The organism is Hymenobacter seoulensis (genome assembly GCF_054780535.1).
Map to the genome: position 1 here is coordinate 68,829 of NZ_BAAGWD010000007.1, position 24,878 is coordinate 93,706.

The window sequence follows — 24,878 nt, forward strand, 5'->3', positions numbered from 1 at the left end:
ATCATGAAACAACTCCTGATTTTGCTGCTGGGCCTGCTGCTGTGCGGCACAGCCTACGCCCACGGGGGCGAGGACCACGGCGACGGACCCAAAGCGGGCACGGCCGCGGGCGCGACGTCGTTTTCGGTGGCCGCGCTCTCCGAGCAGTTCGAGGCGCTGCTGCGCTACGAGCCCCTGGAAGGGGGTAAGCCCGCCGATTTGCGCCTGTTCCTGTCCGACTACGCCACCAACGCCCCCATCAAAGGCGCCAAGCTCACGCTTACCACCCCGGAAGATGCCAACCTGAAGTGGGCGGTGACCGAGCAGGAGCCGGGCGTGTACCTCGTGGAAGGCCAGTTTCCGGCCAACAAGGCCTACAGCTTCGCCCTCAACGTCGTGGCCGGCGAGACGGCCGACCTGCTGCTGCTCGAAGGCATCAAGGTCGGCGAGAAGCTGCCCGTGGCGGCCGCCGCCCCCGTCGCGGCCACGTCGCTTTTCTCGTCCTGGAAAACCATCCTGGCGTTGGTCGGCGCCTTTGTGCTGGGCATCGGCCTCACGGCCCTGCTCATGCGGCGCCGGCGCCAGCCCCCGGAGCCCGCGCTGCAAACCTCGGAGCAGGCGTTGACGGCCAGCCGCCGCACCCCCTTTCCTTAATGCTACCCCGATATGAAAACCAAGCATAAATTCCTGGCGGCCACGGCCGCCGCGGGACTGGTACTGACGGTACTGCTCCCTCCCCCCGGCCTGGTACAGGCGCACGGGGGCGAAGACCACGGCGGCACGGCCAAGGCCAGCACCGGCGTAGCGTCCACCGACGAGGTGCTGCTGCCCAAGGAAAGCCAGTTCCTGTTCGAGGTCCGCACCAGCCTAGCTGCCTTCTCGACTACTTACAGCCGGGCTACGCTCTACGGCACGGTATCGGCCGCGGCTGGTGGCGAAGGCCGCGTGGTGGTGCCCCAGACGGGGCGCATCGTGAGTCTCGCTGCTCAGGTTGGTAAGACGGTGCGCGCCGGGCAGACGCTGGCCGTTATCGAGCAAACCCTGGACGCCACCCAGCAAATCGGGCTCAGCACCGAGCGGGCCAACGCTCAGGCCGAGCTGAGAGCGGCCCAGCAGGACTACGCCCGCCTGCAAAGCATCGCCGACATCGCCGCCCGCAAAGACGTGGTGGCCGCCGAGCTGCGCCTGCGCCAGGCCCGCCAGAACGCCAGCATCCAGAACGGCCAGGCCGGCCAGCGCCGCGTGTCCATCACCTCGCCGGTGAGTGGTACCGTGGACGTGTTTAACCTGGCCGTGGGCCAGCAAGTCAACCAGGGCGACGAGTTGTTCCGCGTCATCAACCCCGGCAAGCTGCGGGTGGAAGCTCAGGTGTTTGCCCAGGATTTGGCTAAGGTCACGCCCGGCGCCCGGTTTCGGGTCGAAGGCCTGCAGGGCCAGTCCGGTGTACCCGCCAGTCTCGTGGTATTCTCGAACGTGGTGAATCCGGTGAACCAGGCCCGACAGCTGGTGCTGGAGCTCGATGCCGCCGAAGGCAGCGCCTACCGCGCCGGTCAGGCCGTGAACGTGCAGGTGGTGGGCCAGACCGGCGGCGGTACCCCGCAGCTGGTGGTGCCCACTTCGGCCATTACCGATTTGAATGGCAAGCCCGTGGTGTTCGTGCACACCGAGCCCGAGCGCTTCAAGATTCGCTTCGTGCAGCCCGGGGCCGTCAACGGCCAGCAAACGGTGCTGGTGCAGGGCCAAGTCAACGAAAACGACCGGGTGGTGACCACCGGCACCTACCAGCTCAAATCCATTTACCTCAATCAATAGGTACCGCTCCGCGGTGACTGCTTCCTCCTTCCCCATGAAAAACCTCTTTGCTCCCGTGGTGCTGACCGCCACGCTTTCACTTGCCACTGCCAGCGTGCAAGCTCAGACGGCCCCGGCCGCCAGCTCCGCCGACGAGGCCGCCGTGAAAGCGGTGCTGACCAAGTACCAGCAGGCCGTGCAAAAGCTCGATACCACGGGCACCGCCCGCCTGTTCACGGCCAACTCCCAGGTGTTCGAGTCGGGTGGGGTGGAAGGCACCTACCGGCACTACGCCGAGCACCACCTGGCCCCGGAGCTGAGCGAGTTCAGTGCTTTCACCTTCAGCGATTACAAAGCCGCTGTGCAGGTAGACGGTCCCTACGCCTTCGCGACGGAAACCTACACCTACACCATCAACCTCAAGAAAGACCCCAAGGAGAAAGAGGCCAAGGCGCCCATCGTGCGCCGCGGGGTGGCCACGTCCGTGCTGCGCAAAAACGCCGCCGGTCAGTGGCAAATCATGAGCACTCATACCTCGGCCCGCACTCCCCGCGTCAAAAAATAAGCTGTTCGGCAGGCTTGGGCGACTGCCCGGTTCGCTGCCTATTCCGGGAGGAGAGGGGCCCCACCCGGCCGCTCTCGCTTCTTCCTCTTTGCGCTAACCACCGATGCTAGACAAGATAATTCGCTTTGCCCTGCAGAACCGCCTGCTCATGCTGGCTTTTGCCGTGGGACTGCTCATTGCGGGTAGCTACACCGCAAATCAACTACCCGTGGACGTACTGCCCGACCTGGACCGGCCCCGCGTAACGGTGTTTCTGGAAGCGCCCGGCATGGCCCCCGAAGAAGTGGAAGCCCTGGTGACACTGCCCGTGGAAACCGCCCTGAACGGCGCCACCGGCGTGTCGGCGGTGCGCTCCAACTCAGCCATTGGCCTCGGGATGGTGTTCGTCGAGTTCGACTACGGCACCGACATCTTCACCGCCCGCCAGATAGTTAGCGAGAAGCTGCAAACCACAGGCGAGCAACTGCCCCAGGGCGTTACGCCGGTGCTGGGCCCCATTTCCTCGGTCATGGGGCAAATAATGCTGGTCGGGCTGTCGGGTGGGAAGGAGACGAACGCGGCCGACCTGCGCACGCTGGCCAACTACACCGTACGCCAGCGCCTGCTCAGCATCCCCGGCGTGGCCCAGGTCATTCCCATCGGCGGCGACAACCTGCAGTACCAAGTGCTGCTGGATATGCCCCGCCTGAACGCCACCGGCTTGACCGTGAACCAGGTGGAAGAAGCCCTGCGCCAGTCCAACCTGAACACCACTGGCAACTTCTTCGACCGCAACGGCTCGGAAGTGCTGATTCGCAACCTAGGCCGGCTGCGCTCGGTGGCCGACATTGAAAATATCATCGTCGGCTACCGCGAGCAGTCCCCTATCCGGGTAGCAGACATTGCTAAGGTGGAATTCGGGGCCCGCTTCAAGCGCGGCGACGGCAGCGTGAACGGCAAGCCGGCCGTGATTCTGAGTATCGAAAAGCAGCCGGGCGCGGCCACCGTGGGTTTGACCGAAGCGGTAGAAAAAGCCCTGGTCGAGCTGAAGCCCTCGCTGCCCAAGGACGTGCAGGTCAATACCCGCTTGTTCAAGCAGTCCGAGTTTATCGAGTCCTCGATTACCAACGTGGAGGAAGCCCTGCGCGACGGCGCCATTCTGGTCGTCATCGTGCTGTTTGCCTTTCTGCTGAACGTGCGCACTACGTTCATCTCGCTGGTGGCCATTCCGCTGTCCTTGCTGGTCACGGCGCTGGTGTTTCGCTTTGCCGGCATTAGCATCAACACCATGACGCTCGGCGGCCTGGCCATTGCCATCGGCGAGCTGGTGGACGACGCCATTGTGGACGTGGAAAATGTGTACCGCCGCCTGCGCGAAAATAAGCAGAGGGCGAACCCACAGCCGGTTCTGAAAGTCATTTACTCGGCCAGCTCCGAGGTGCGCAACTCCATTGTGTACGCCACCATCATCGTGGTGCTGGTGTTCCTGCCGCTGTTTGCGCTGGAAGGCATGGAGGGCCGCATTTTCGCGCCGCTGGGCATTGCCTACATCACCAGCATTGTGGCCTCGCTGTTCGTCTCGCTGACCGTGACCCCGGTACTGTGCTACTACCTGCTGCCCAAGATGAAGCAGATGGACCACCCCGAAACGGATGGGGGATTGGTGCGCTGGCTGAAGAAAAAGGACACCCGCCTGCTGGGCTGGGGGCTCAAGCACCCTAAAGCCGTACTTGGGGTGACCGGGGTGATGTTCGTGGCGGCTATGGCGCTGATTCCCTTCTTTGGCACGGAGTTCCTACCACCTTTCAATGAAGGGTCATTGACGGTCAACTTCTCGGCCCCCGCCGGCACCTCCTTGACGGAATCCAACCGCCTGGGTAGCCTGGGCGAAGCGCAGATGCTCAAGATACCGGAGGTGGCCTACACCGCCCGCCGCACCGGTCGGGCCGAGCTGGACGAGCATGCCGAGTCGGTCAACAACTCGGAAATTGAAGTGGCTTTCAAAACCGAGGAGGAGCTGAAAAAGGAGGGCAAGACCATGCGCAGCCGGGACGAAATCCTGGCTGATATGCGCGAAAAGCTCAGCCTGATTACCGGCGTGAACGTGAACATTGGTCAGCCCATTTCCCACCGCCTCGACCACCTGCTCTCGGGCGTGCGGGCCCAGGTGGCCATCAAGGTGTTCGGCAACGACTTGCTGGAGCTGCGCCGCTATGCCAACGAGGTGCGCACTGCCGCCAGCACGGTGCCCGGCGTGGTGGACCTGCAGGTGGAAAAGCAGGTGCAGATTCCCCAGCTGCTCATCCGGCCCAAGGACGACGCCCTGCGCGCCTACGGCATGGCGCGCGGCGAAGTGGTACGCGACCTGGAAACCCTGTTTCAGGGGGCGGTAGTGTCGCAGATGCTCGACGGGCAGAAGCGCTTCGACCTGGTGGTGAAGCTGCCCGAAGCCCAGCGCAACGACATTGCCGCCATCGGCCAGACGCGCATCGAAACGCCCAGCGGCGCCATGATTCCCGTGAGCCAGGTGGCCGACATCGTCTACGAACCGGGCCCGAACACCGTCAACCACGAAAACACCCAACGCCGGATTACCATCTCGCTGAACGTGGCCGAGCGCGACCTGGGCTCCACGGTCAAGGAAATTCAGGCTAAGGTGAATTCGCAGGTGAAGCTGCCGCCGGGCTACTACCTCACCTACGGCGGGCAGTTCGAAAGCCAGCAGTCGGCCTCGCAGAAGATTCTCTGGCTGAGCTTGTTTTCGCTGGCCGGCATTTTCCTGGTGCTGTTCTCGCACTTCAAGTCCAGCTACATGGTGGGACAGATTATGCTCAACATTCCGCTGGCCCTCATCGGCTCGGTGGTGGCGGTGCTGCTCACCGGCGGCACGTTCAGCATTGCCTCACTGGTGGGTTTCATCACGCTCACTGGTATTGCCTCGCGCAACGGCATCATGATGATTTCGCACTACATCCACCTCGTGGAGCACGAAGGGGAGAAGTTCGGCATCCCGATGATTATCCGCGGCTCCTTGGAGCGGCTGGTGCCCGTGCTGATGACGGCCCTGGTAGCGGCCCTGGCCCTGGTGCCGCTCACGCTGGCCAAGGACGCGCCGGGCAAGGAAATCCTCTACCCGGTAGCCACCGTCATCCTCGGTGGCCTGCTCAGCTCCACCTTCCTCGACATCATTGTGACGCCGGTAGTGTTCTGGCTGGTAGGGGAGAAGGCCCTGGCGCAATACTTCGCCTCCCACCAGGAAACGGGTTTGGATGACCACCCGCAGGAGCTTGACGCGCAGCCGCTCACCCCACCCTCGGATTTGAATCCGGTGCTGCCCATCCGCTAGGCGATGCTGCACGCTTTTCTGCACATCACGGTGCCGGGGCTGTATGCCCTGGCCTTTCACCGCCCCCACTGGCGGCGGATTTGGGCGGTGCTGGCCGCTGCCCTGCTGCTGGACCTGGACCACTTATGGGCCACGCCCTTCTATGACCCGAACCGCTGCAGCATCAACTTCCACACCTTTCACACCTACTGGGCCATCGGCGGCTACGCGCTGCTCTTGCTGCCCGCCCGCACGCGCATCTGGGCCGTGGGCTTTCTGCTGCACATGGTGCTGGACTACACCGAATGCTGGCAGCGCGGCATTTACCTGCCTTAATCTTTCTTGCTAATGCCCAATAGCCCCGATTCTGCTTTGCCCACCACCGTGCTTTACATCAAGCACATGGTGTGCGCGCGCGGTATTCGGGTAGTGCGGCAGGAGCTGGAGGGAATCGGATTGCAGGTACTCGACGTGCGCCTGGGCGCGGCCACGGTAGCGGGCACGGCCGAAGAGCTCGACTGGCCCCGCCTGCGGGCCACGCTGGAAGCGGCCCGGTTTGCGCTGCTTGAAACCTTCCACCAGACCTTGGTGGAACGCGTGACCGTGGCCGTGAACCGCCTGCTGCGCGAGCCCGGCGAAAGCCTGCGGCACCGGGCCTTTGGGGCGGCCGTGGCCCGGGAGCTGGGCCTGACCTACGGGCAGCTCAGCGCCGCCTTTGCCCGCCTAGTGGGCGACAAGACGCTGGCGGCCTACATTCTTAGTCAACGCCTGGCCTATGCCCAGGAGCTGCTGCTTTCCTCTTCTCTGAGCGTGGGCCTCATTGCCCGGCGCCTGGGCTATGCCAGCCTGGCACATTTCTCCGGCCAGTTCCGGCGTTTGGCCCGCTGCTCGCCTTCCGCGTATCGCCGCCTGCTGCGGGCCGAAATGATTCCAGTAGTCAGCGAGGCGGCCCCAAATCATGCAAGGGAAGGAGAGTAATATGTAAAACCGTAGGCCACAGAGCAGGTATACTTAGGCAGCGACCCGGTTGGGTTGCCTCGTTCGTTCACCTACACCCCTTTCCCATGCATACCCAAAACCAAAGCCTGCTCGACGCCCTCAATGCCTGTATCGCCGCCTGTGAGCATTGCGCCACGGCCTGCCTGCAGGAAGACAACGTGAAGATGATGGCCCGCTGCGTGCTGTTGGACCGCGACTGCGCCGACATCTGCGCCCTCACGGCCCGCTTCACTGCCCGCGGCTCGGAGCACGCCGCCCATCTGCTGCGCGAGTGCGCTGAAATCTGCAAAGCCTGCGCCGACGAGTGCGAGAAGCACGGTGCTCACTCCGAGCACTGCCGCGAGTGCGCTGAGGCGTGCCGCCGCTGCGAGCAGGCCTGCCGTCAGGGCATTGCCGCTTAATTATTCCGGAAACCATGTGAAGCCAGCCCGTCACGTACGGGCTGGCTTTTTCGTGGGCAACGGCGGGAAATTATGCTGTTTCGCGGCCTAATTCTGTACGCCTGTCCTGAGCGACGCCCCTACTTTTACGGGGTCGTTTACCCCCTCAACCGCCCTGCTGATGACGATGGCTCCCGCCCTGCGCAAATTCATGCTCACCGCCCACATCACCTTTTCGGTGGGCTGGCTGGGTGCGGTGGCCGTGTTTCTGGCCCTGGCCATCACCGGCCTGACCAGTTCCGACGCGCTGCTGGTGCGCACGGCTTACCTGGCCATGGGGCTGAGCGGCTGGTTTGTCATCGTGCCCTCCAGCCTGGGCTCATTGGCCACCGGCGTGGTGCAGGCATTGGGCACACCCTGGGGCTTGTTCAAGCACTACTGGGTCTTGGTCAAGCTGGTGCTCACGGTGGGCGCCACGCTGCTGTTGCTGCTGCACATGCAGCCCGTTACCTACCTGGCCGAGGTAGCCGCGAAAACCAACCTCTCGGCAAACGACCTGCGGAGGCTGCGCCTGCAGCTACTGGCCGATGCAGCTGCCGCGCTGGTGGTCCTGCTGGCGGCTACGGCCATTTCAGTGTACAAGCCCTGGGGGCGCATTGGCAAGTGGCGGCAGCAACAGCAGGCTCACGCCCAGGCTGTGGCCGCGGGCCACGCAACTGCGCTGCCGATGCCTTGGGGCCGCTATTTGCTCGTCGCCGGGCTGGTACTGTTGCTGCTCTTTGTCGTAGGCAAACACCTGTTAAACGGGGGCATGGGTCACCATTAAAGCGCGGCCTGCGCCGTTGCAACGAGGGCTGTCGGTGGAATAGCAGCTACAAATCATGCAAGCCTGAAGCCTAATTCTGTACCCCTTCCCGGGCACGTGCCGCTACTTTTGGGTGTTTTAATCCCGAACCCGCCCACCTAGGGCGCCACGCATTTACTCCCATGAAAACGCTCCATTTCAACACCAACATTAACTGCGGCGGCTGCATCAAAGCCGTAACGCCCACCCTCAATGGCGAGAAGGGCATCACTTCCTGGCAGGTCGACACGGCCAACCCCAACAAAGTGCTGACCGTGACCGGCGACGTGACCGAAGAGCAGGTGTTAGCCCTGGTGGAGGATGCCGGCTTCAAGGCTACCAAGGCCTAACTTCTCTTTTGAGTGCTACCCACGACGTACGGACCGTGGCTTCTTGAACGACCCCGCGGCCGTACCGGCGGGCCCATCTTAACCAGTAGAACCGATGAAACGCAAGATGATGATGTTCGGCGCCGCGGCGCTGCTCTCCGGCGGCGCCCTGTTTGGCTTCACCAGCCCCACAGCCACCGCGGCTGACTGCCCACTGAAGGGAACCCCCGATTGCCCGCTGGTGCAAAACTGTGCCCAGGCCGGCACTCCGGCCTGCACGGCGGGAGCTCCTAGCTGCTGCGCCGCTAAGTAAGCTACCCGATGCTGCTATAAAACGCCTGGCCCTGTGGCCGGGCGTTTTTGTTTAGGCACCCCTTGAGCGGCCTGCAGCCAGGACTGAGGCACCTACTCAGCTACCGTGGTGCTTGAAATTATGCAACTGGGTGGCCCTTTGCGTATAAACATTGTCGCGGTTTGACTCCGTATGGTACCCAACAGGGAAAGCATTGACCACTTGGCTAGGACCAGTGGTTGGCGCGGCCTCTCCATTACCCATTAGGATTTGCCCTGGCGCTGCTGCTTGCGGTGAGCCGGGGTTTTTCCGTGTACCGGCCTTATTCAATTCGGCTCTATGTTTTCAGATTTTCCCAATCTGCACCCCCTGGTGGTGCACCTACCCATCGTCCTTATTATGCTGGCCGCGGCATTGCAGGCCCTGCTGGTATTCAAGGACTGGCCCCAGGTGCGCTGGATTGCGCTGGCCGTAATGGCCGGGGGCTTCGCCGGGGCGGTGGCGGCCAGCACGGTGTTTCATGCCATGCCCCTGGGCTTGTCACCCCGGGCAGCGGCGGTATTCGCATCCCACGAAAAGTTTGCCAGCTACACCACCTGGCTCTCGGGCATCACGCTGCTGCTGGCCGGCATCGGATTTTACTTTAAGGTGCAGCGCCGGGCCTACGAGGTGCTGGTGCTGGTGGCGGCGGTGGCGGCGGCCGGCGCGCTTTCCGTGGCCGGGCACCGGGGCGCGCAGCTGGTGTACGTGGAGGGCGTGGGGCCTAAGGGCAACCTGCTCGACAAAAGCCACGGCCACGGCGGGGAAGAAGAGATGCCCGGCATGGACATGCCTACTTCCGATGCGGATGCTCATAATGAGGAGCCCAGCACGACCGACGGTACTCACCAACCATCGGCCACGATGCCGGACAACGCCCAAGCCGGAATGGAGGGCATGAACATGGACCCCAAGCCCGCCCAGCCAGGCCAGCGCAGCCGACCTATTGGTCAGATGGAAGGCATGAATATGCCCAACCAGCCGCGGGGCGGCCAATCGCAGCCGGCCCGTAGGGCCGCCCGGCCGGAAACCATGGCGGATATGCCGGGGATGGACATGCCCGGCATGGGCACGCCGCGCTCCTCTGCTCAAACGCCCGGCCGCAAAGCGCAGCCCGCGCCAATGGACATGGGCAACATGCCGAGCATGGACATGGGGCCCACCCGCCCGAAAAACACGTCCCGGAATCAGCCTGCCACGGGCAATATGGGCCCGATGAAGGGCATGGAAAACATGCCTGGAATGCAGCCCGCCGGCGGTCAAAAGCCCGGCGCAACTCGCCAACAACCGAACGACATTTCGGGAATGCCAGGCATGAAAAAGGGCGAGTCCATGCCCGGAATGGGCGATATGAAGGGGATGGACATGAAAAGCAAGGATGGGAAAGGCATGGACATGAAAGGCGCCGGAACCATGCCCGGCATGGCCATGCCCAGCCCGATGGACAAGTACCGCTTCGAGGACAACAACCCGGCGCGCACCCAACCCAAAAGCAATAACTAAGTGACGATGCGAGTACTCTTTCTACTGGCTGCGCTGCTGGCCAACCTGCCCGCCTGGGCGCAGAGCATGCCGGGCATGCGCATGGGCAAGGGCACCGAGCCCCACCTGACCCAGTCCGCGCCCCCGGCCGCCGAGCTGCAAGGCAAAGTCGTGACGCCCCGCACGAGCTACGTAGGCAAGCGGGTAGAATACGACTTATACGTCGACGAGCGCCTGGTCAACTTCACCGGCCGTACCCGTCGCGCCATCGGCATTAACGGCCAGATTCCGGCCCCCACGCTCACCTTCAACGAGGGCGACACGGCCGTAATTCGGGTGCACAACCAGATGCACATGGAAACTTCCATCCACTGGCACGGCATCCTGCTGCCCAACGAATACGACGGCGTACCCTACCTCAACACGGCCCCGGTCGAGCCCGGCGGCACCCACACGTTTACGTTTCCCCTGATTCAGAGCGGCACCTACTGGTACCACTCCCACACCATGCTGCAGGAACAGGACGGGGTGTACGGCTCCATCGTCATTCACCCCAAGCGCATACCCTACGAGATGAAGGAGTACGTGCTGGTGCTCTCCGACTGGACCGACCACAAATCCAAGGAAGTGCTGCGCTACCTCAAGCGCACCGGCGAGTGGTTTGCGGTGCAGAAGGGGGCCACCCAGAGCTACGGCGAGGCCCTGGCCGCCGGCTACTTCAAAGACAAGCTCAAGCAGGAGTGGGGCCGCATGCCGGCCATGGACCTGACCGACATCTACTACAACAAATTCCTCACTAACGGGCAGGAAAAGGGCTACTTCAAGGATGCCAAGCCCGGGGAAGTGGTGCGCCTGCGCGTCATCAACGGCAGCGCCTCGTCGTACTTTTTCCTGCAGTACGCCGGCGGCCCCATGCAGGTCATCGCCGCCGACGGCATCAACGTGGAGCCCTTCCCGGTTACCAAGCTCGAAATAGCCACGGCCGAAACCTACGACCTGCTGGTGACCGTGCCCGCCATGGGCGCGGCCGAATTCCGGGCCACGGCCAACGACATTACGGGCTACACCTCCACCTACATCGGGGCGGGCGAGCCGATGAAAGCGCCCGACCTGCCCCGCATCAACTACTTCCAGATGATGCGCGAGATGAACAGCATGGAGGGCATGAGCGGCATGGACATGGGCGGCGCCGGCATGACCAAAGAGCAGAGCAGTGGGGAGATGAAAGGCATGAATATGAAAGGGATGGACATGTCGGGCAGCCACGGGCAGAAGCCGGCCAGCCCGGCGGCAGGCTCGGCGATGCCGGGCATGGACATGCAGCACGGGGCCGCGCCCGCCGCCACGGCGCCTTCGCCGCAGAACCGCCCCCAGAACGCCCAGGAGAAAGCCGGCAAGAGCATGGGCAGCATGCAGGACATGGGCAGCATGGCGGGCATGGACATGGGGGGCATGAGCGGGATGGCTGGCATGGGCGGCAGCGCGGGCGATTTCAACTACAACCAGCTGCGGGCCCTTAATCCCACCACCCTCGACTCGACCAAGCAGTGGCGGGAAATCAACCTGACCCTGACCGGCAACATGCTGCGCTACGTGTGGTCATTCGACAACAAGACCCTGTCCGAGGCCGACAAGATTCCCATCCGCAAGGGAGAGAACGTGCGCATGACCTTCACCAACACCACCATGATGCGCCACCCCTTGCACCTGCACGGGCACTTTTTCCGGCTCGTCAACGCCCAGGGTGCCTACTCGCCCATGAAGCACACCTTCGACATTCAGTCCATGGGCAAGGTCACCATCGAATTCGACGCCAACGAGGAGCAGGACTGGTTTTTCCACTGCCACATCCTCTACCACATGATGGCCGGCATGGCCCGCATCGTGAGCTACGAGGGTACCCCGCAGAACCAGTACGCCCGCACCGACTACAAGGAGCTAAAGAAGGAAGATAACCGGCCCTACCTCTGGGCCGACCTGATGGCGCACTCGCAGGGCGCTTTTCTGGAAAGCACGCTCTCCAACAACCGCAACGCGCTCGAATTCGAGGGCCGGGTAAACTACCAGGGCAACTTCGAAACCGAAACCCACCTGCTGCGCTACCTCGACAACCGGCAGTTTCTCGCTGCCTTCGTCGGCTTTGATTACCGCAACAACCGCACGCTGCTGGCGGAAGGGGAGCGGAACACCAAAAACAACCGGCGGGTGTTCGACGTGGGCCTGTACTACCTGCTGCCGCTGCTCGTGCGCTCGGAGCTGCGCCTGGACAGCAACGGCAAGGTGCGCCTGCAGCTGGAGCGCACGGACCTGCCCCTGAGCAACAACTTCTTCGCCGACCTGCTGGTGAACACCGACCGGGAATACAACGTGGCCTTCCGCTACATGGTCAGCAAGTACGTGTCGCTGAGCACCAACTACGACAGCGACTACAAGTGGGGCGCTGGCCTGACCCTGCACTATTAACGGGCAGCCGGCTCCCTACTTGCAGGTTTGCACCAGCGCCGTCACGCTCAACGTCGCCGTGGCGTCCGTGGTGTAGTTATCGTTGTTCACGCACACGTAGAGCCGGCGGATGCCGGGCGGCAGGCTGATGGGCAGGGTTTCCTGGGGGGTGTTGGACGCCACGCGCAGGCAGTTCTTCACGTCCTTGATGTAACCTTTCGTGTCCAGAAACTGCTGCGCCGACGCTTCGTCGGGCGTGATGTACCAGTGGCACTTGGTGCTCACGGTGGGCGGCGCATTGTTGCCCTGCTTCGTGAGGGCCGTAGCCGCCGTAGTCAGTAAGGCGGGCGCGGACATGCCGCCCGTCCCGACGACGCCCGCCAGGGCCAGGGCCGTGGACCACGACACCGGGGGCTGGCCTTCGTCGCGCACATCCAGCTTGTAGACGATGCCCACCGTGCCTTCGGGAATATCCACGGTGAAGACCTTGCGGCTGATGTGCATGCAGTTGCTGCAGTGAATGGAGGCGGTACTCAGCGGCAACGCCTCCTGCATGACCGACTTGCACTTGATTTCCCGTCCATCGTCGCGCCAGCTGCGAAAGTCGGATTGCTGCACGCCGTTGACGTACGTGCCCTTAAAGCTAACCTGGCCGTTTTCGTGCCAGCCGCAACACAGTCCGGTGGGCTTGTCGGGGGATTCGCTGGCCATCTTGCCTTCCCACTGCTTTTTCCAGGACGGATAAAAGTAGTCCCGCACCGTGCCAATGGTTTTGCCAGCGTCGTCGTGCCGGGCAATGCGGGCGTAGCTGACTTCTTCCAACGTTTCGGTGCGTTCCCAGTCCCGGTCGAAGTAGACTGTATCGGCGGGCGGCAGCGAAACCGCGGCGGGCTTGGGTCGCTGGGCGAGCGTGGGAATGCTGACAATCAGAAGTAGAAATTGAAGAATGTAAAGTTTTGCCATAGAGACTTTGCTAGTAGAATAAGCGGAAGGGCGGTCGGTAAAAGTACTAACTAGATGCTTTTACACTAATTAATGCCGCCCAATAAAATGGTCAGTAGCTGGCCACGTATTTTGGTAGGCTAATTCCACCCCCTATTACCCTTTACTTGCGCTCATGCTACACGCTACTACCCCTCCAGACAAGAATGATGCTTTCGTTACCAAGCTACTTGATAAGTTGAAGGCTGAGTTCGAACCCGAGTTGGTACCTATACGGCCGGAGCCTTATGCCAAATCGCTAAACTGCTTTGCCAATGTTATGGAAAAGGTGAAGTGGGATGGCGGGCGAATTCACTACGGATGGGCTATCCACAAAACAACTATCCTGTGCGAAGCGGAAAGGCATGCGGTCTGGGAAGATGAGCAGGAAGAGCTCACGGACATCACCCCAACTGAAGTGCAGGCCGAACACACGCTTTTCGTTTCAGACCACGAAGGGTTCGAGTATACCGGCCAAGACACGGACAATGTGCGAATCAACATCACCGGCAACCCAGTGGTAGACGATTTCATTCGAGTTAACGAAACGCTTTCCAGGATTCACGCCTACGGTACGCGAGCAGATGACATGTACATGCAACTTCCTGACGCTGCCATGGAGCTTCACCAATACTACGACGCGTTGAAAAATGTCTTGCAGGGATTCATTTACATGGGCGGTACGCCCAAGAAGCATTGTCTGTGCAAAGGACCTGACCGCTACAGAAACTGTCACGGCAAAAGTATTGGCCCACGCATCAAAGCAGACCTGCGACAGCTCAAGACTATTCTAGGTGAACCAGGCCGCTCGGCATAGGCCATCAATAAGGTATGATAAGTCTTAGTTATCATACCTTATTCATTACTTTTGGGAACCGACCATATTTCGGGTTTTCACTCCTTATAATAGGCTACCGTGAGCACCGTCCCCGTCGTTCCTTCATTGTCCAACTCCACGGGCTTGGCTCACCTGACCGAGCACACTACTCGCTACGTCGAGGCCGGCTTGCAGGGCGCCCCCAACACGGCCCGGGCCTACGCCGGGGACTGGCGCCGCTTCACCGAGTGGTGCACCGCCCACGGGCAGGTGGCGTTGCCCGCTTCGGTGGATGCGCTCGCGGGCTTTGTGACCCACTTGGCCGAAGCCGGCAAAAAGGTGTCGACCATTCAGCGCAGCTGCGCGGCCATCAGCAAAGCCCACGCGCTGCGCGACCTGGCCTCGCCCACGGACGATAAGAAATTCAAGGTGCTCATGGACGGCATCAGCCGGTTGAAAGGCGTTCGGCAAAAGCAAGCCCCCGCGTTTTCGCTGGCCAGCTTCAAGCGCACCCTCAAGTACCTCGATGCCACAACGCCGGCGGGGCTGCGCGACAAGGTGATTCTGCTCTTGGGCTTTACTGGGGCGTTTAGGCGGTCAGAGCTGTCGGCGCTGGACCTAGACGACTTGACGTTTTCCGAGGATGGGCTCACCATCAACCTGAAGCGCAGCAAGACTAACCAGCTGGGAGAAGCGGAAGAAAAGGCCATTTTCTACTCGCCGGACCCCGCCTTGTGCCCCATTCGTACACTGCAGGCTTGGCTAAGGCTGTTGGAGCGTCCATCAGGACCTATTCTGGTTTCGTTCCGCAAAGGAAATAGGCTCACCCAGCGGCGGCTCACCGACGTCCACCTCAACAAAATCGTGCAGCGGCACCTGGGCCCGAAGTTTACCGCGCACTCGCTGCGCGCGTCGTTCGTAACGGTGGCCAAGCTCAACGGCGCCGACGACAGCGAGGTGATGAACCAGACGAAGCACAAGACGAGCGAGATGATTCGTCGCTACACCCGCCTCGACAATGTGCGCCAGCACAATGCGGCGCAGAAGCTCGGGCTGTAGCTACGATGCGAATGAGCCCAATAACGGCAGGTCGAGGTGGTGACTATACGGCTCTCCGGGACCCTTCCGATAGACGGCCAATTTTTCGGCCCGGAAGGATTGTGGGGTAGCAAACCGCTCGTGTGCGGCTTGGCTCACCGCTGAAAAAGTATGCTCGCGCAGGGATTGGGCATAGAGCAGGGTAAGGTGCGGCGAGTACCGGGCTCCCTCAAAGCAAGTGGCTTGGTCAACTGCCGAAATTGTCAGAGCGTTAATAAGGCGAAGGTGTAGCGCCACCATTTCGGGAGAGGCTACACGGAGCGTCAGTACGGTTTGCCCAAAGGAACTAACCCCCTCGACGCGTACCGAGATTGGGGAAGTAACCTGACAGATTTGCCGAACAGTGGGAAGCCAAGTGTCTGCGGTTCCCAGGCCACAAGGGGCTTTGACGGTGATGTGGGGCGGGGTGTCCAGCACTGCCCACTGCGCTCTAAAGGCAAGCACCTCCGCCCCAAGTGGTGGTGGGGGCAGAAGAGCAAGGAAGTACCGCATGTCGTTAGCAATTGTGTGCATTAAGTCGGGTGCAATGTCAGTATGCAGCTCATTTTAAGTTAGAATGGCGCGAAACGAAACTTTTTACTGTCGCGTTAATCTTGCTAATTAGATTGGCACGCCTTGTGACGCGTCAAGCGAAACCCCGATTACTGTGTAGGTGCACATGGCAGTTGTTTGGGCGAAGCAATTTTTCAACCTCAACAACTGCTTTTATGGCAAACGTACAACCCCAATTTGACACCTTTAATGCCACTATCCGGCTGGGCCGCTTCAAAACCGAGCAACAGCTGCGCGACAAGCGCGACGTCATCCGGCGCCGCTTACTAGCCAACTTGCCTGGCGTGTTCGCAAAGTATGGTGAGTCCAACTTGGTTCCTACCTTTAAGGACCAGGGCAGCTACAAAATGAACACCGGCATCAAGCCCCTACCCGGCGGCAGCGGTTATGATATCGACCAAGGTGTGTATTTCGACACTCCCTCTGACGGCATCTATAAGACACCGCTGACGCTGAAAAAGCGGGTCGAAGAAGCGCTGAACAACCTGACCGATGACATACGCATCCGCCGGCCCTGCGTGACGGTGTATTACAAACAAAAGGGTGAAGAAGGGGCCTTTCACGTGGATTTGGCCATCTACTCTTCCCGGGCCAGCAACGAAGATGGCAAGGACTACTTGGCTACAGGCCGTGCGGGCTCGCCAGCCAGCGACCAGGAGTGGAAACTGTCGGACCCTAAGGGTTTGCAGCACTCCCTGTTCAGCCGCTTCAAAGGCGACGCCTCCGGGCGGCAGCAGTTTCGCCGCATGATTCGCTCCTTAAAACGGTGGAAAGACTTTAATTTCTCCAGCGACGGCAACGCCGCTCCTCGCGGCATTGGCCTGACTCTGGATGTTCATTACGGCTTCCAGCCTTCCTACTCCGATTATACTACCCGTAAGCTCAACGACCTGCAGGCCTTGCGCGACCTGGTGCAGCACATGCTCAACCAGTTTTCGCCGGTTTGGGACGCGGACCGCAACGAATGGATGCGCCGCAAGACGGCCCTCTTGCCCGTGGAGCCCTACAGCGACGTGTACGAGGACATGACTAACGTGCAGATGGGCACGTTCGAAACCCGCCTCAAAGAACTGAAGGCGGCTCTGGACTTTGCGCACACGGAAGTGGAGCCCGAAAAAGCCTGTGAGCGTTTACAAAAGGTTTTCGGCCCAGATTTCCCCGTTCCGGCCAAGTCGGCTACGGCGCGGGTGGCTTCGGCGGGCGTGGCTTCCTCCGGTATTTCGGGCTAAGCCGTGACGCGGGAAGAAGTGGTGATGTGGCTGGACCAAGCCGTGGCGAGCGGGTTGCTCCAATCGCCGGGCATAGTGTGCGTCGAGGATTCCGGGCAAATCCGGGTGGCGACCTCGGTCGCGGTCCTAGGCGATTCCGTCGGGGTCTTCATCACCATGGGCGCCAACTTCCCCGTTAACCTGCCCCTGGTGCAGCTTCGGGAGCCTGATGCCCTGGGCTACCTGCCGCACGTGCTGCCCAGCAACGGCGTGGTGTGCTTCTCCGACTCGGAAGGCCTGCTCCTGAACCGGCAACGGCCGGATGCAGTGCTGACCTGGTCGGTGGAGCACACCCGCGACGTGCTGGCGGGGGGCCTTAGCGAAGAAGCGGCCGCCGAATTCATGCGGGAACTGGAAGTGTACTGGGGCTACCTAAGTGGGGATGCCGTCTACAACTTCATGGACCCACCGGTGGCCGTTAGCTCGGCCGTGGTTTTTGGCATGGGCAAAGCCCGCTTGTTGGCCCGCGAAGCTGAGCAGATACCCCGAGCCTTCCGCCCGCAGTCCGGGGCGTCGGTGACCCAGCACATGGCCACTTACTTGCCACTGCCCACCGGCACCACCTTTACGCCGCCTCACCCAGATGGCCCATTTTGGACCATCGACCAGTTGCGGGCGTTGGTGGAGCCCGCGTTGGCTGGGCTAGGACCCAAGCGCCGGCGACAGTTGTTTAAAAAGACAGGCTGCTGGCAAGGGCTGCTAGTGCTGGCTGTGCCGCTGGCCGAACAACACCGGTATTCGTTGATTGGCATCGACTACACCAGCCCAAACGGATTTCACCCATTTGATGGGCGCGGCACCAACTTCGAGCTGCGCCCCGTGCAACTGCCGCGCTGGGAACGAACCTATTTGGTACCGCGGGGCGGCGGCCAGGTCGATTTGATGAGCAAACGGGTGCTACTGGTCGGCTGCGGGGCCATTGGCGGTCACTTGGCGCACGAGCTGGTGCGGGCGGGCGTGCAGTGGCTGACTTTGGTGGACCACGATACCTTGTCGATGGAAAACATGCACCGGCACGCATTGGGCATGGCCGGGGAGGGAAAACACAAGGTTTTCGCCCTGCGCGACGATTTGCAGCAGAAATACCTGTACGCCGAAATCAAGGCCGTTAACAAGACGCTGGAGCAGGCCTTGGCAGCGGGCGATATCCTCTTGGACTCGTTTGATTTGGTGATTGCGGCGACTGGCGTGGCCACGCTGGAATTGTTCCTGAACGAACAAGTGCGGGCCCAGCCCAATGCCCCGCCGGCACTATACACTTGGCTAGAACCCTATGGGTTGGGTGGACACGCCCTTCTCACGAGGTCCGGCCGTCCCGGCTGCCTGCAGTGCCTCTACACGTCCGACGACCCTGCGGCCCCGTTGGCTAACCGGGCACTGTTTGCTGCACCTGGCCAACGGTTCAGCATAGCCTTGTCGGGCTGTAGTTCTTTGCATACCCCCTATGCATCCTTCGATGCCTCTGAGACGGCCACCCTGGCAGCCCGGCTGGCAGTCCAAGCGCTTACCGGCCGCGAAAAAAACAGCCCACTCTGGTCGTGGAAGGGCGACAAACGCGAATTCAAAGCCGCCGGGTTTAAAACCGGGGCGCGCTATAAGCTCGCGGACGAAGCCTTGCGAAAGGAAGCAACCTCTTATATCAATCCCCACTGCCCGGTTTGTGGCAGCGACGCCACCTCAACGAATGCCTGACGCCCCCGAAACTTTCCTGGTGTTTTGCCGGCCCAATGGCGGACGGGTAAAAATCACGGCGCCGGTGCTGCAGCTCCTGCGCGCGTATGCGCAGCACGGCCCAAAGGACACCGAAGCGGGCGGGGTGATGATGGGGCGCTATCTGCAGGGCAGTGACGACGTGGTCGTAGACGCCGCCACCGAGCCCATGCGGGGCGACCGGCGCAGCCGCTACTCGTTCTACCGCGACAAAACCCGGCATCAGGCCGTGCTGGATGCCGCCTGGAAAACCAGTGGTGGCACGTGCACCTACTTGGGTGAGTGGCACACCCACCCGGAAGCCGACCCTACCCCCTCCGGCATCGACACCCACGACTGGCGCCGCCGGCTGTGGACCGATAAATACGACGACGAGCTGTTCTTTGTCATCGTGGGCACCGCCATCATCCGCATCTGGTCGGGGAAGGGCGAATACCTGGGGTCACACCCGTTGGCCTTACTTGCTTCCAGTCTGTAGCCGGACCTCAACAGCGGACTTTTTTCCTCTTACCCCATTTGCCAACGCCCATCCCTTTTACCCATGAACGCACCCCAACCCAGTACCGACCCTCAAGTGTTTACCCTTGTTCGCCACGCCGATGAAACCGGCGTCAGCGGCACGGGCCGGGTACTGGACGGGGTGGTGTTTCATACCGGCCAGGTGGTGGTATGCTGGCGCTCCGACTTGCGCCCCGAAAAACCCGGCCATAGCAGCTTGGTGATTTACGGCTCTTGGGAAGCCTTTCGCGCCATCCACATCGACCCGCATCCGGCCGCTCAAACCGAAGTAGTTTTTAAAACCGCTGTTTTCTAATCGGCTTGCGCCTACCCACTTTTACCTCTTGCTTTAACTCCCTGCTCCTATGCCCCTTACTAACATTCTCCTGCTGCTACACTCTGGCTTGCGCGAAGTGACCGAAAAAGAAGTACTCGATGAGCTCAGCGCCGAGGAAGTGCGCGTGCCCCGCGAGGTGCTGCACATCGACACCCGACTGTTCGAGGCCGACCTGGAGGATGGCAATTGGCACTCTTCCGAGCAATACCTAGTCGAGCAGGCTAGTGAAATTCGGCGGGTAGCAGATGAGCAGGGCGACACTGAAATTAAGTATTACGGCTTGGCGCAGGTTCCGCACATGGTAGCACTGGGTGCCTTCATCGGCGACGAGCGCCACGTGCAGGTATATGACTTTGACCGCGACCGCAACGCTTGGGGCTGGTCTAGTCAGGAAGAAACCCTGCGACTGCGCACCGAGCGCCTTCCCACCGAGCGCATCCCCAGTACCGGGCGGGTGGCCATTCGGGTGGAAATATCTTCCTCAATTCAGGACGCTGACGTCCAGGCCGTGCTGGGCACCGACGTGTTTTCCGACATTCGCATCCGTCTCGAAGGCGAGCAGTTGCCGATGGTGAAAACCGTGCGCTCGGCGGCGGATGCGCAAGCCGTGCGCCTCGCCCTGCGGCAGGTGCTGGCCGCCGTCAACGAGTACCGGCCTGGCACCGAAAGTATTCACCTGTTTGTGGCCGCACCCGCGCCCGTGTGCTTTTTGCTGGGACAGGAACTGCGCCTGCGAAACAACCCGCCCGTGCAGACCTACCGTTACCGGGCCCAGGAAGATGTGAAATACCAGGAAGCACTGCTGCTCACAGCCGGAGACGCAGCCGCAGTGGAAGCAGCACTGACGGACGATGAGTTGCTTCGCAGCGCCCACATAAGGGCGAAGGTGTGGCCCAAGGCCCTTCGCGACGTGCTTAACTACGCTGCGGCCGTGAAGGAGCGTAGCCAGGCGACCACCAAGGTGTGGTACGGTACGTTTGCGCAAAAGGCACTGTTTGAAGCCGTTCGCCCGTTCCCCACCCTGCCGGCCCTGTGGGCAGTGGCTAACGACAAGGACAAAGTGGATGCCGAGCCCTATGCTGGCGAATTCGGCCACGACAAAAGCACCAACCTGTGGCGGCTTAACGACGGTCTGCTGGTGGGCCTCTCGCGGGCCACAGCTGGCTCGGACGAGGAGCTACGCAAGCTGGTGCGTCTGTTTCTATACCACGAGTATCTGCATGACTACCACGCGCTGACCAAGTACAACGCCGCAGAGGTGGGCCGATTCCCAAACTGCCTAGAACGCATTGATTACGCAGCCGACCTCTACGCATTGCTCCACGAATGGGATTATGCCCAGATTTACAACCGCGATGAAGTTGACACTGACGACAAGGCCCGGCAATTTCTCGTCGACACCATTGACCTGATGATACGCTCGATTTGGGCCTTTGAGCCCGCGGGCGAGTTTAACCGTCCTCAAATCCGGCGTGTGCGCCGCTATCTGAACTGGTACTGGCGCCGGGTGCAGGTAGAGCGGGCTACCGATTTAAAAACGGTCCTGGCCCTGCTGGCCAGCCCGCCCACTGTGGAACTTGCTGGCTGCCGGCTGCAGATTGAGGGCCGCCGTGAAATCATGGTACTTAACAAGCTGGACCCTTCCACCGACCTTTCTCTTGGCTTGGTGACAGAGGACGAACGACTATTGCGCGTTACGGACTCTGTAAGTAGCAACATCAAGGAGCTGCTGGTCGCGTTTCGGACGCACGACCACCGTGCCATCAAGATTTTCTTCGAAGGTGTTTATGAAGATGCGCTTCAGTTTGGTGGAGCGCTGCCAAAGCCTGATTGACAACATTTAGTTCTTCCATAATCCGCGATTACGTGGCGCTACCCTGCATTTTGGCTTATAAAATCTATTAGTTCACTTACCTGCTCAGCTGAACTGTAGGCCGTCAAGCCTGCTAAAAAATAGGTTTTATAAGTCCAGATGGCGCTAATGGCACTGTTGTTATGCTCAGGTGGCTTCTATTGGCTGTTTCGGGTGTAGCTGAAGAAGCCAGATGGAGTCTCTTACTACACTTATAAAATCTATTAATGAGCCATCTGTGAGCTATGAGCGTAGTTTTTAAGTTACCTTTGGGGTATACGGGGATGTTCTAAATAGCAGAAAAAGGTAAAAAAATCTTTAAAAAGTGCAATCCCATTTTGTGCTTGTTTAGACTCCTTTTTTGTTGTTTTCGTTCGGGTATCGGCCTAAACCACCACTTTATAAGCTTTTGTACTCCAGCTTCAACAAGCTTGTGAGTATTTTAAGTATTTAAGGTATTTGCAGGGCTCGCAACTTTTTGTACCTCAGTATCTTAAGCGGCTTTAGTAATAGGTTTTATAAGCCAACTAATAGGTCTCATAAGTGGGGTAATAGCTTTTATAAGCTGACTAATAGCTTTCATAAGCCAAACTAATAGCTTTGATAAGCTAACTAATAGAGTCAAATCTTGGGGCTATGATATGGTCTGCTCCCCGCGAACTAATAGATTTTATAAGTCCCGGGTGGTTCATGGCTTCTGGGACTCCCTGCTGGGTGGCTGTCAACTAATAGCTTTTATAAGTCTAACTAATAGCTTTTATAAGCCTCGTCAAAAACTCGCGTTGGGCTAACTAATAGGTTTCATAAGTCTAACTAATAGCTTTTATAAGCCGGCCAAGCTGACGCCTTCCTGCTTACTCATAGATTCAGGATTTGGCTCTATTAGTTTCCGATTTAAGCCGTATGTTTGCTTTGTATCACCACACTCGCTGCGTATGGCCGCGCCCGAATCCACCGTCCCGATAGAAATTCGGCAGCACAACGCGCTGACGACGGCCCGCTACGAGATGAGTGCCTGCGAGATGGACATCGTCTTCTCGCTGCTCTCCAAGCTCACCAAGCAGGACAAGTCCGGCACCATCTATGAAATCCGGGTGCAGGAGCTGATGGAGCTGACCGGCCGCACCTGGAACTACAAGCAGCTGCTTGAGTCTACCGAGAACCTTAACAGCCGGGTCTACCACATCGAGACCGGCAAGACCCTGCTGCAGGTGAGTCTGCTGGCCTCGGCGCTCTACCGCAAGGGCGAAGGCACCATCGAGCTGGAGATATCCGAGCGCATGCGCCCCTTCCTAATTGACCTGAAGAGCAACTTCACGTCCTATCGGCTGCAAGCGGCCTTCAGCCTGTCGAGCAAGTACGCCAAGCGCATCTACCAGCTGGCTTCGCAGTGGAAGGACATCGGGGAAACCAAGACTTACTCCCTGGATGAGTTTAAGGGCATGCTCAAGCTCAAGGACCCGGCGGGCAAAGAGCCCGAGCAATACGCCCAGATTTCTTCGCTGCAGAAGTACGTGCTCGACGTGGCCACCACCCAAATCAACGAGCACACCGACCTGCGCATCAAGTATGAGCTCCTGAAAAAGGGCCGTTCCTTCCAGAGCATCAAGTTTTACGTCAACACCCAGGTGCCCCAGCAGCTGCCCATTCCCTTCGAGCTGGAAGCGGATGACGCCAAGGTGCAGCTGGCCCGCAAGCACCTGGAGACGCTGGGCATTGCCGAGCCCAAGCTGGTGCAGGACATTCTGCAGTCCCCCAAGCACGTGGACGCGCTGTTTGCCTTCATCTACAAGCTCAAGACCGATAAAATCAAGGCTACCAAAAACCCGGGTGGCTTGTTTCTTAAAATGCAGGGGTTACGCTAAGAGCTCAACTGCAAGCTTAGAAGGAATGGCTAGAGAAACTAACAGCTACTTGCTGGTAAACAAGGCCTTTACACTTTCGGGGGAGTTAAAATGTAGCGTGTGGCTTTAGCTGGCTGGCTAGCGTACTTGTGGTATACCCACACTCTATGGCACTACTCATTATTCTCTTGCTGATGAAGTCCAACGGCGTGTTTTCCATGTCGGAAATTGCCCTCATTTCTTCGCGCAAGTCCAAGCCCGAAGCCTAGGCCAAACAGGGCAGCGGCACGGCCCAGGCGGCCACCGACCTGGCCGGCGGCTCGCGCTACGGCTACACGCTGCTGTCCGTGATTTTGATTTCCAACCTGTTCGCCATGCTGCTGCAGCACTTGGCGGCCAAGCTGGGCATCGTGACGGGTCGCGACCTGGCCCAGGCCTGCCGCGACCACTACTCCAAGCCGGTGGCCATGGTACTGTGGGTACTATGCGAAGTGGCCATTGCCGCCTGCGACCTGGCCGAAGTCATCGGCTCGGCCATTGCCCTGAACCTGCTCTTCGGCCTGCCCCTGAGCTGGGGCGTGGTGCTCACGGTGCTCGACGTGCTGGTGGTGCTCTACTTCCAGAACAAAGGCTTCCGCGTGATTGAGAGCATCGTGGCCGGCCTCATCGTCATCATCTTCGGCTGCTTCGTGTACGAAATCATCGTCTCGAACCCGGACTACTACGCTATGCTCGGCGGCCTCGTGCCCCGGCCCGAAGTGGTAACCAACCCCCAGATGCTCTACATCGCCATCGGCATTCTGGGCGCCACCGTGATGCCGCACAACCTGTACCTGCACTCCAGCATCGTGCAGACCCGCCAGATTGAGCAGACCGAGCCCGGCAAGCGCATGGCCATCAAGTTCGCCACCATCGACTCCACAGTGGCCTTGTTTCTGGCCTTTTTCGTGAACGCGGCCATCCTGGTCACGGCCGCCGCGACCTTCCACAAAACGGGCATGTACAACGTGGCCGACATCAACGACGCCCACCAGCTGCTCACGCCGGTGCTGGGCGCGGGCGCGGCCAGCATGCTCTTCGCCGTGGCCCTGCTGGCCGCCGGCCAGAACTCCACGCTCACCGGCACGCTGGCCGGGCAGATTGTGATGGAAGGCTTTCTCAACATCCGGCTAAAGCCCTGGCTGCGCCGCTTGGTCACCCGCAGCATTGCCGTGGTACCGGCCCTGATTGTAACCCTCATCTACGGCGAGAAGGGCACTGGCCAGCTGCTGGTGCTCAGCCAGGTCATTCTCTCGCTGCAGCTCAGCTTCGCGGTGGTGCCGCTGGTGCTCTTTACCAGCAGCCGCGCCAAGATGGGCGTGTTTACCAACGGCCCCGTGGTGCAGATTTTGGCCTGGACGGTATCGGGCATCATCATCGCGCTGAACGCCTACCTGCTGTTTCAGACCTTTTTCAGCTAAGCAAACGGCTCCTCC

22 protein-coding genes and 1 pseudogene are annotated in these 24,878 nt (G+C 60.4%); 21 read left to right on the forward strand and 2 right to left on the reverse strand.

Annotated features, from left to right (window positions below; genetic code table 11):
* The first annotated feature begins 3 nt into the window (after positions 1-3).
* From ACYVHC_RS19915 to ACYVHC_RS19970, 12 genes are all read left to right on the forward strand, one after another.
* Positions 4-633 carry a hypothetical protein gene (locus ACYVHC_RS19915; protein WP_187317276.1) on the forward strand — a complete coding sequence of 210 codons (630 nt, stop codon included), beginning with the start codon at positions 4-6 and terminating at the stop codon, positions 631-633.
* Positions 634-645: 12 nt separating this feature from the next.
* Positions 646-1,791: an efflux RND transporter periplasmic adaptor subunit gene (locus ACYVHC_RS19920; protein WP_187317277.1), complete on the forward strand. Its 1,146-nt coding sequence runs from the start codon at positions 646-648 to the stop codon at positions 1,789-1,791.
* 34 nt (positions 1,792-1,825) lie between these two features.
* On the forward strand, positions 1,826-2,335 hold the full coding sequence (locus ACYVHC_RS19925) for a YybH family protein (RefSeq protein WP_187317278.1): 510 nt from the start codon (positions 1,826-1,828) through the stop codon (positions 2,333-2,335).
* Positions 2,336-2,438: 103 nt separating this feature from the next.
* A complete protein-coding gene (locus ACYVHC_RS19930) occupies positions 2,439-5,660 on the forward strand; it encodes an efflux RND transporter permease subunit (protein WP_460615518.1) in 3,222 nt (1,073 codons plus the stop codon).
* A 3-nt stretch (positions 5,661-5,663) separates the two neighbouring features.
* Complete coding sequence (locus tag ACYVHC_RS19935; RefSeq protein ID WP_187317280.1) at positions 5,664-5,975, forward strand: DUF6122 family protein; 312 nt, start codon at positions 5,664-5,666, stop codon at positions 5,973-5,975.
* A 12-nt stretch (positions 5,976-5,987) separates the two neighbouring features.
* Positions 5,988-6,617, forward strand: a complete 630-nt coding sequence (locus ACYVHC_RS19940) for a helix-turn-helix domain-containing protein (protein ID WP_187317281.1) — start codon at positions 5,988-5,990, stop codon at positions 6,615-6,617.
* 86 nt (positions 6,618-6,703) lie between these two features.
* Complete coding sequence (locus ACYVHC_RS19945; protein ID WP_187317282.1) at positions 6,704-7,039, forward strand: four-helix bundle copper-binding protein; 336 nt, start codon at positions 6,704-6,706, stop codon at positions 7,037-7,039.
* Between the two features lie 160 nt (positions 7,040-7,199).
* A complete protein-coding gene (locus ACYVHC_RS19950; RefSeq protein WP_222840656.1) occupies positions 7,200-7,844 on the forward strand; it encodes a hypothetical protein in 645 nt (214 codons plus the stop codon).
* Positions 7,845-8,005: 161 nt separating this feature from the next.
* Complete coding sequence (locus ACYVHC_RS19955) at positions 8,006-8,212, forward strand: heavy-metal-associated domain-containing protein (protein ID WP_187317283.1); 207 nt, start codon at positions 8,006-8,008, stop codon at positions 8,210-8,212.
* A 94-nt stretch (positions 8,213-8,306) separates the two neighbouring features.
* Complete coding sequence (locus ACYVHC_RS19960) at positions 8,307-8,504, forward strand: hypothetical protein (protein WP_187317284.1); 198 nt, start codon at positions 8,307-8,309, stop codon at positions 8,502-8,504.
* A 318-nt stretch (positions 8,505-8,822) separates the two neighbouring features.
* Positions 8,823-10,025, forward strand: a complete 1,203-nt coding sequence (locus ACYVHC_RS19965) for a DUF2231 domain-containing protein (protein WP_187317285.1) — start codon at positions 8,823-8,825, stop codon at positions 10,023-10,025.
* Between the two features lie 6 nt (positions 10,026-10,031).
* Positions 10,032-12,467: a multicopper oxidase domain-containing protein gene (locus ACYVHC_RS19970; protein WP_187317286.1), complete on the forward strand. Its 2,436-nt coding sequence runs from the start codon at positions 10,032-10,034 to the stop codon at positions 12,465-12,467.
* A 15-nt stretch (positions 12,468-12,482) separates the two neighbouring features.
* Here ACYVHC_RS19970 and ACYVHC_RS19975 read toward each other — a convergent pair whose 3' ends face one another.
* A complete protein-coding gene (locus ACYVHC_RS19975) occupies positions 12,483-13,409 on the reverse strand; it encodes a toxin-antitoxin system YwqK family antitoxin (RefSeq protein WP_187317287.1) in 927 nt (308 codons plus the stop codon).
* A gap of 154 nt (positions 13,410-13,563) precedes the next feature.
* Here ACYVHC_RS19975 and ACYVHC_RS19980 point away from each other — a divergent pair, with 154 nt between their 5' ends.
* Both ACYVHC_RS19980 and ACYVHC_RS19985 read left to right on the forward strand, forming a co-directional pair.
* Complete coding sequence (locus ACYVHC_RS19980) at positions 13,564-14,244, forward strand: hypothetical protein (RefSeq protein ID WP_187317288.1); 681 nt, start codon at positions 13,564-13,566, stop codon at positions 14,242-14,244.
* Between the two features lie 99 nt (positions 14,245-14,343).
* Positions 14,344-15,303, forward strand: coding sequence for a site-specific integrase (locus tag ACYVHC_RS19985; RefSeq protein WP_460615519.1), 960 nt, complete (start codon positions 14,344-14,346; stop codon positions 15,301-15,303).
* Here ACYVHC_RS19985 and ACYVHC_RS19990 read toward each other — a convergent pair whose 3' ends face one another.
* Positions 15,304-15,855 (reverse strand): 2'-5' RNA ligase family protein, encoded by a 552-nt coding sequence (locus tag ACYVHC_RS19990; RefSeq protein WP_460615520.1) that lies wholly within the window; start codon positions 15,853-15,855, stop codon positions 15,304-15,306.
* A 194-nt stretch (positions 15,856-16,049) separates the two neighbouring features.
* Here ACYVHC_RS19990 and ACYVHC_RS19995 point away from each other — a divergent pair, with 194 nt between their 5' ends.
* The 7 genes and pseudogenes from ACYVHC_RS19995 to ACYVHC_RS20025 all read left to right on the forward strand — a co-directional run.
* On the forward strand, positions 16,050-17,123 hold the full coding sequence (locus ACYVHC_RS19995; protein WP_460615521.1) for a cyclic GMP-AMP synthase DncV-like nucleotidyltransferase: 1,074 nt from the start codon (positions 16,050-16,052) through the stop codon (positions 17,121-17,123).
* A gap of 3 nt (positions 17,124-17,126) precedes the next feature.
* The gene (locus ACYVHC_RS20000; RefSeq protein ID WP_460615522.1) at positions 17,127-18,854 is read left to right on the forward strand and encodes a ThiF family adenylyltransferase; all 1,728 of its coding nucleotides are present in this window, start codon (positions 17,127-17,129) and stop codon (positions 18,852-18,854) included.
* A complete protein-coding gene (locus ACYVHC_RS20005; protein ID WP_460615523.1) occupies positions 18,847-19,350 on the forward strand; it encodes an MPN domain-containing protein in 504 nt (167 codons plus the stop codon). Before ACYVHC_RS20000 ends, ACYVHC_RS20005 begins: the two co-directional genes overlap by 8 nt.
* 63 nt (positions 19,351-19,413) lie before the next feature.
* Entirely contained in the window at positions 19,414-19,686 is a 273-nt protein-coding gene (locus tag ACYVHC_RS20010; protein ID WP_460615524.1) for a hypothetical protein, read from the forward strand.
* Between the two features lie 49 nt (positions 19,687-19,735).
* Positions 19,736-21,541 carry an SAVED domain-containing protein gene (locus tag ACYVHC_RS20015; RefSeq protein WP_460615525.1) on the forward strand — a complete coding sequence of 602 codons (1,806 nt, stop codon included), beginning with the start codon at positions 19,736-19,738 and terminating at the stop codon, positions 21,539-21,541.
* Positions 21,542-22,494: 953 nt separating this feature from the next.
* Positions 22,495-23,424: a replication initiation protein gene (locus ACYVHC_RS20020; protein ID WP_460615526.1), complete on the forward strand. Its 930-nt coding sequence runs from the start codon at positions 22,495-22,497 to the stop codon at positions 23,422-23,424.
* 278 nt (positions 23,425-23,702) lie between these two features.
* A pseudogene (locus ACYVHC_RS20025) lies at positions 23,703-24,863 on the forward strand (Nramp family divalent metal transporter); the annotation flags it as partial.
* Positions 24,864-24,878: the final 15 nt, after the last annotated feature.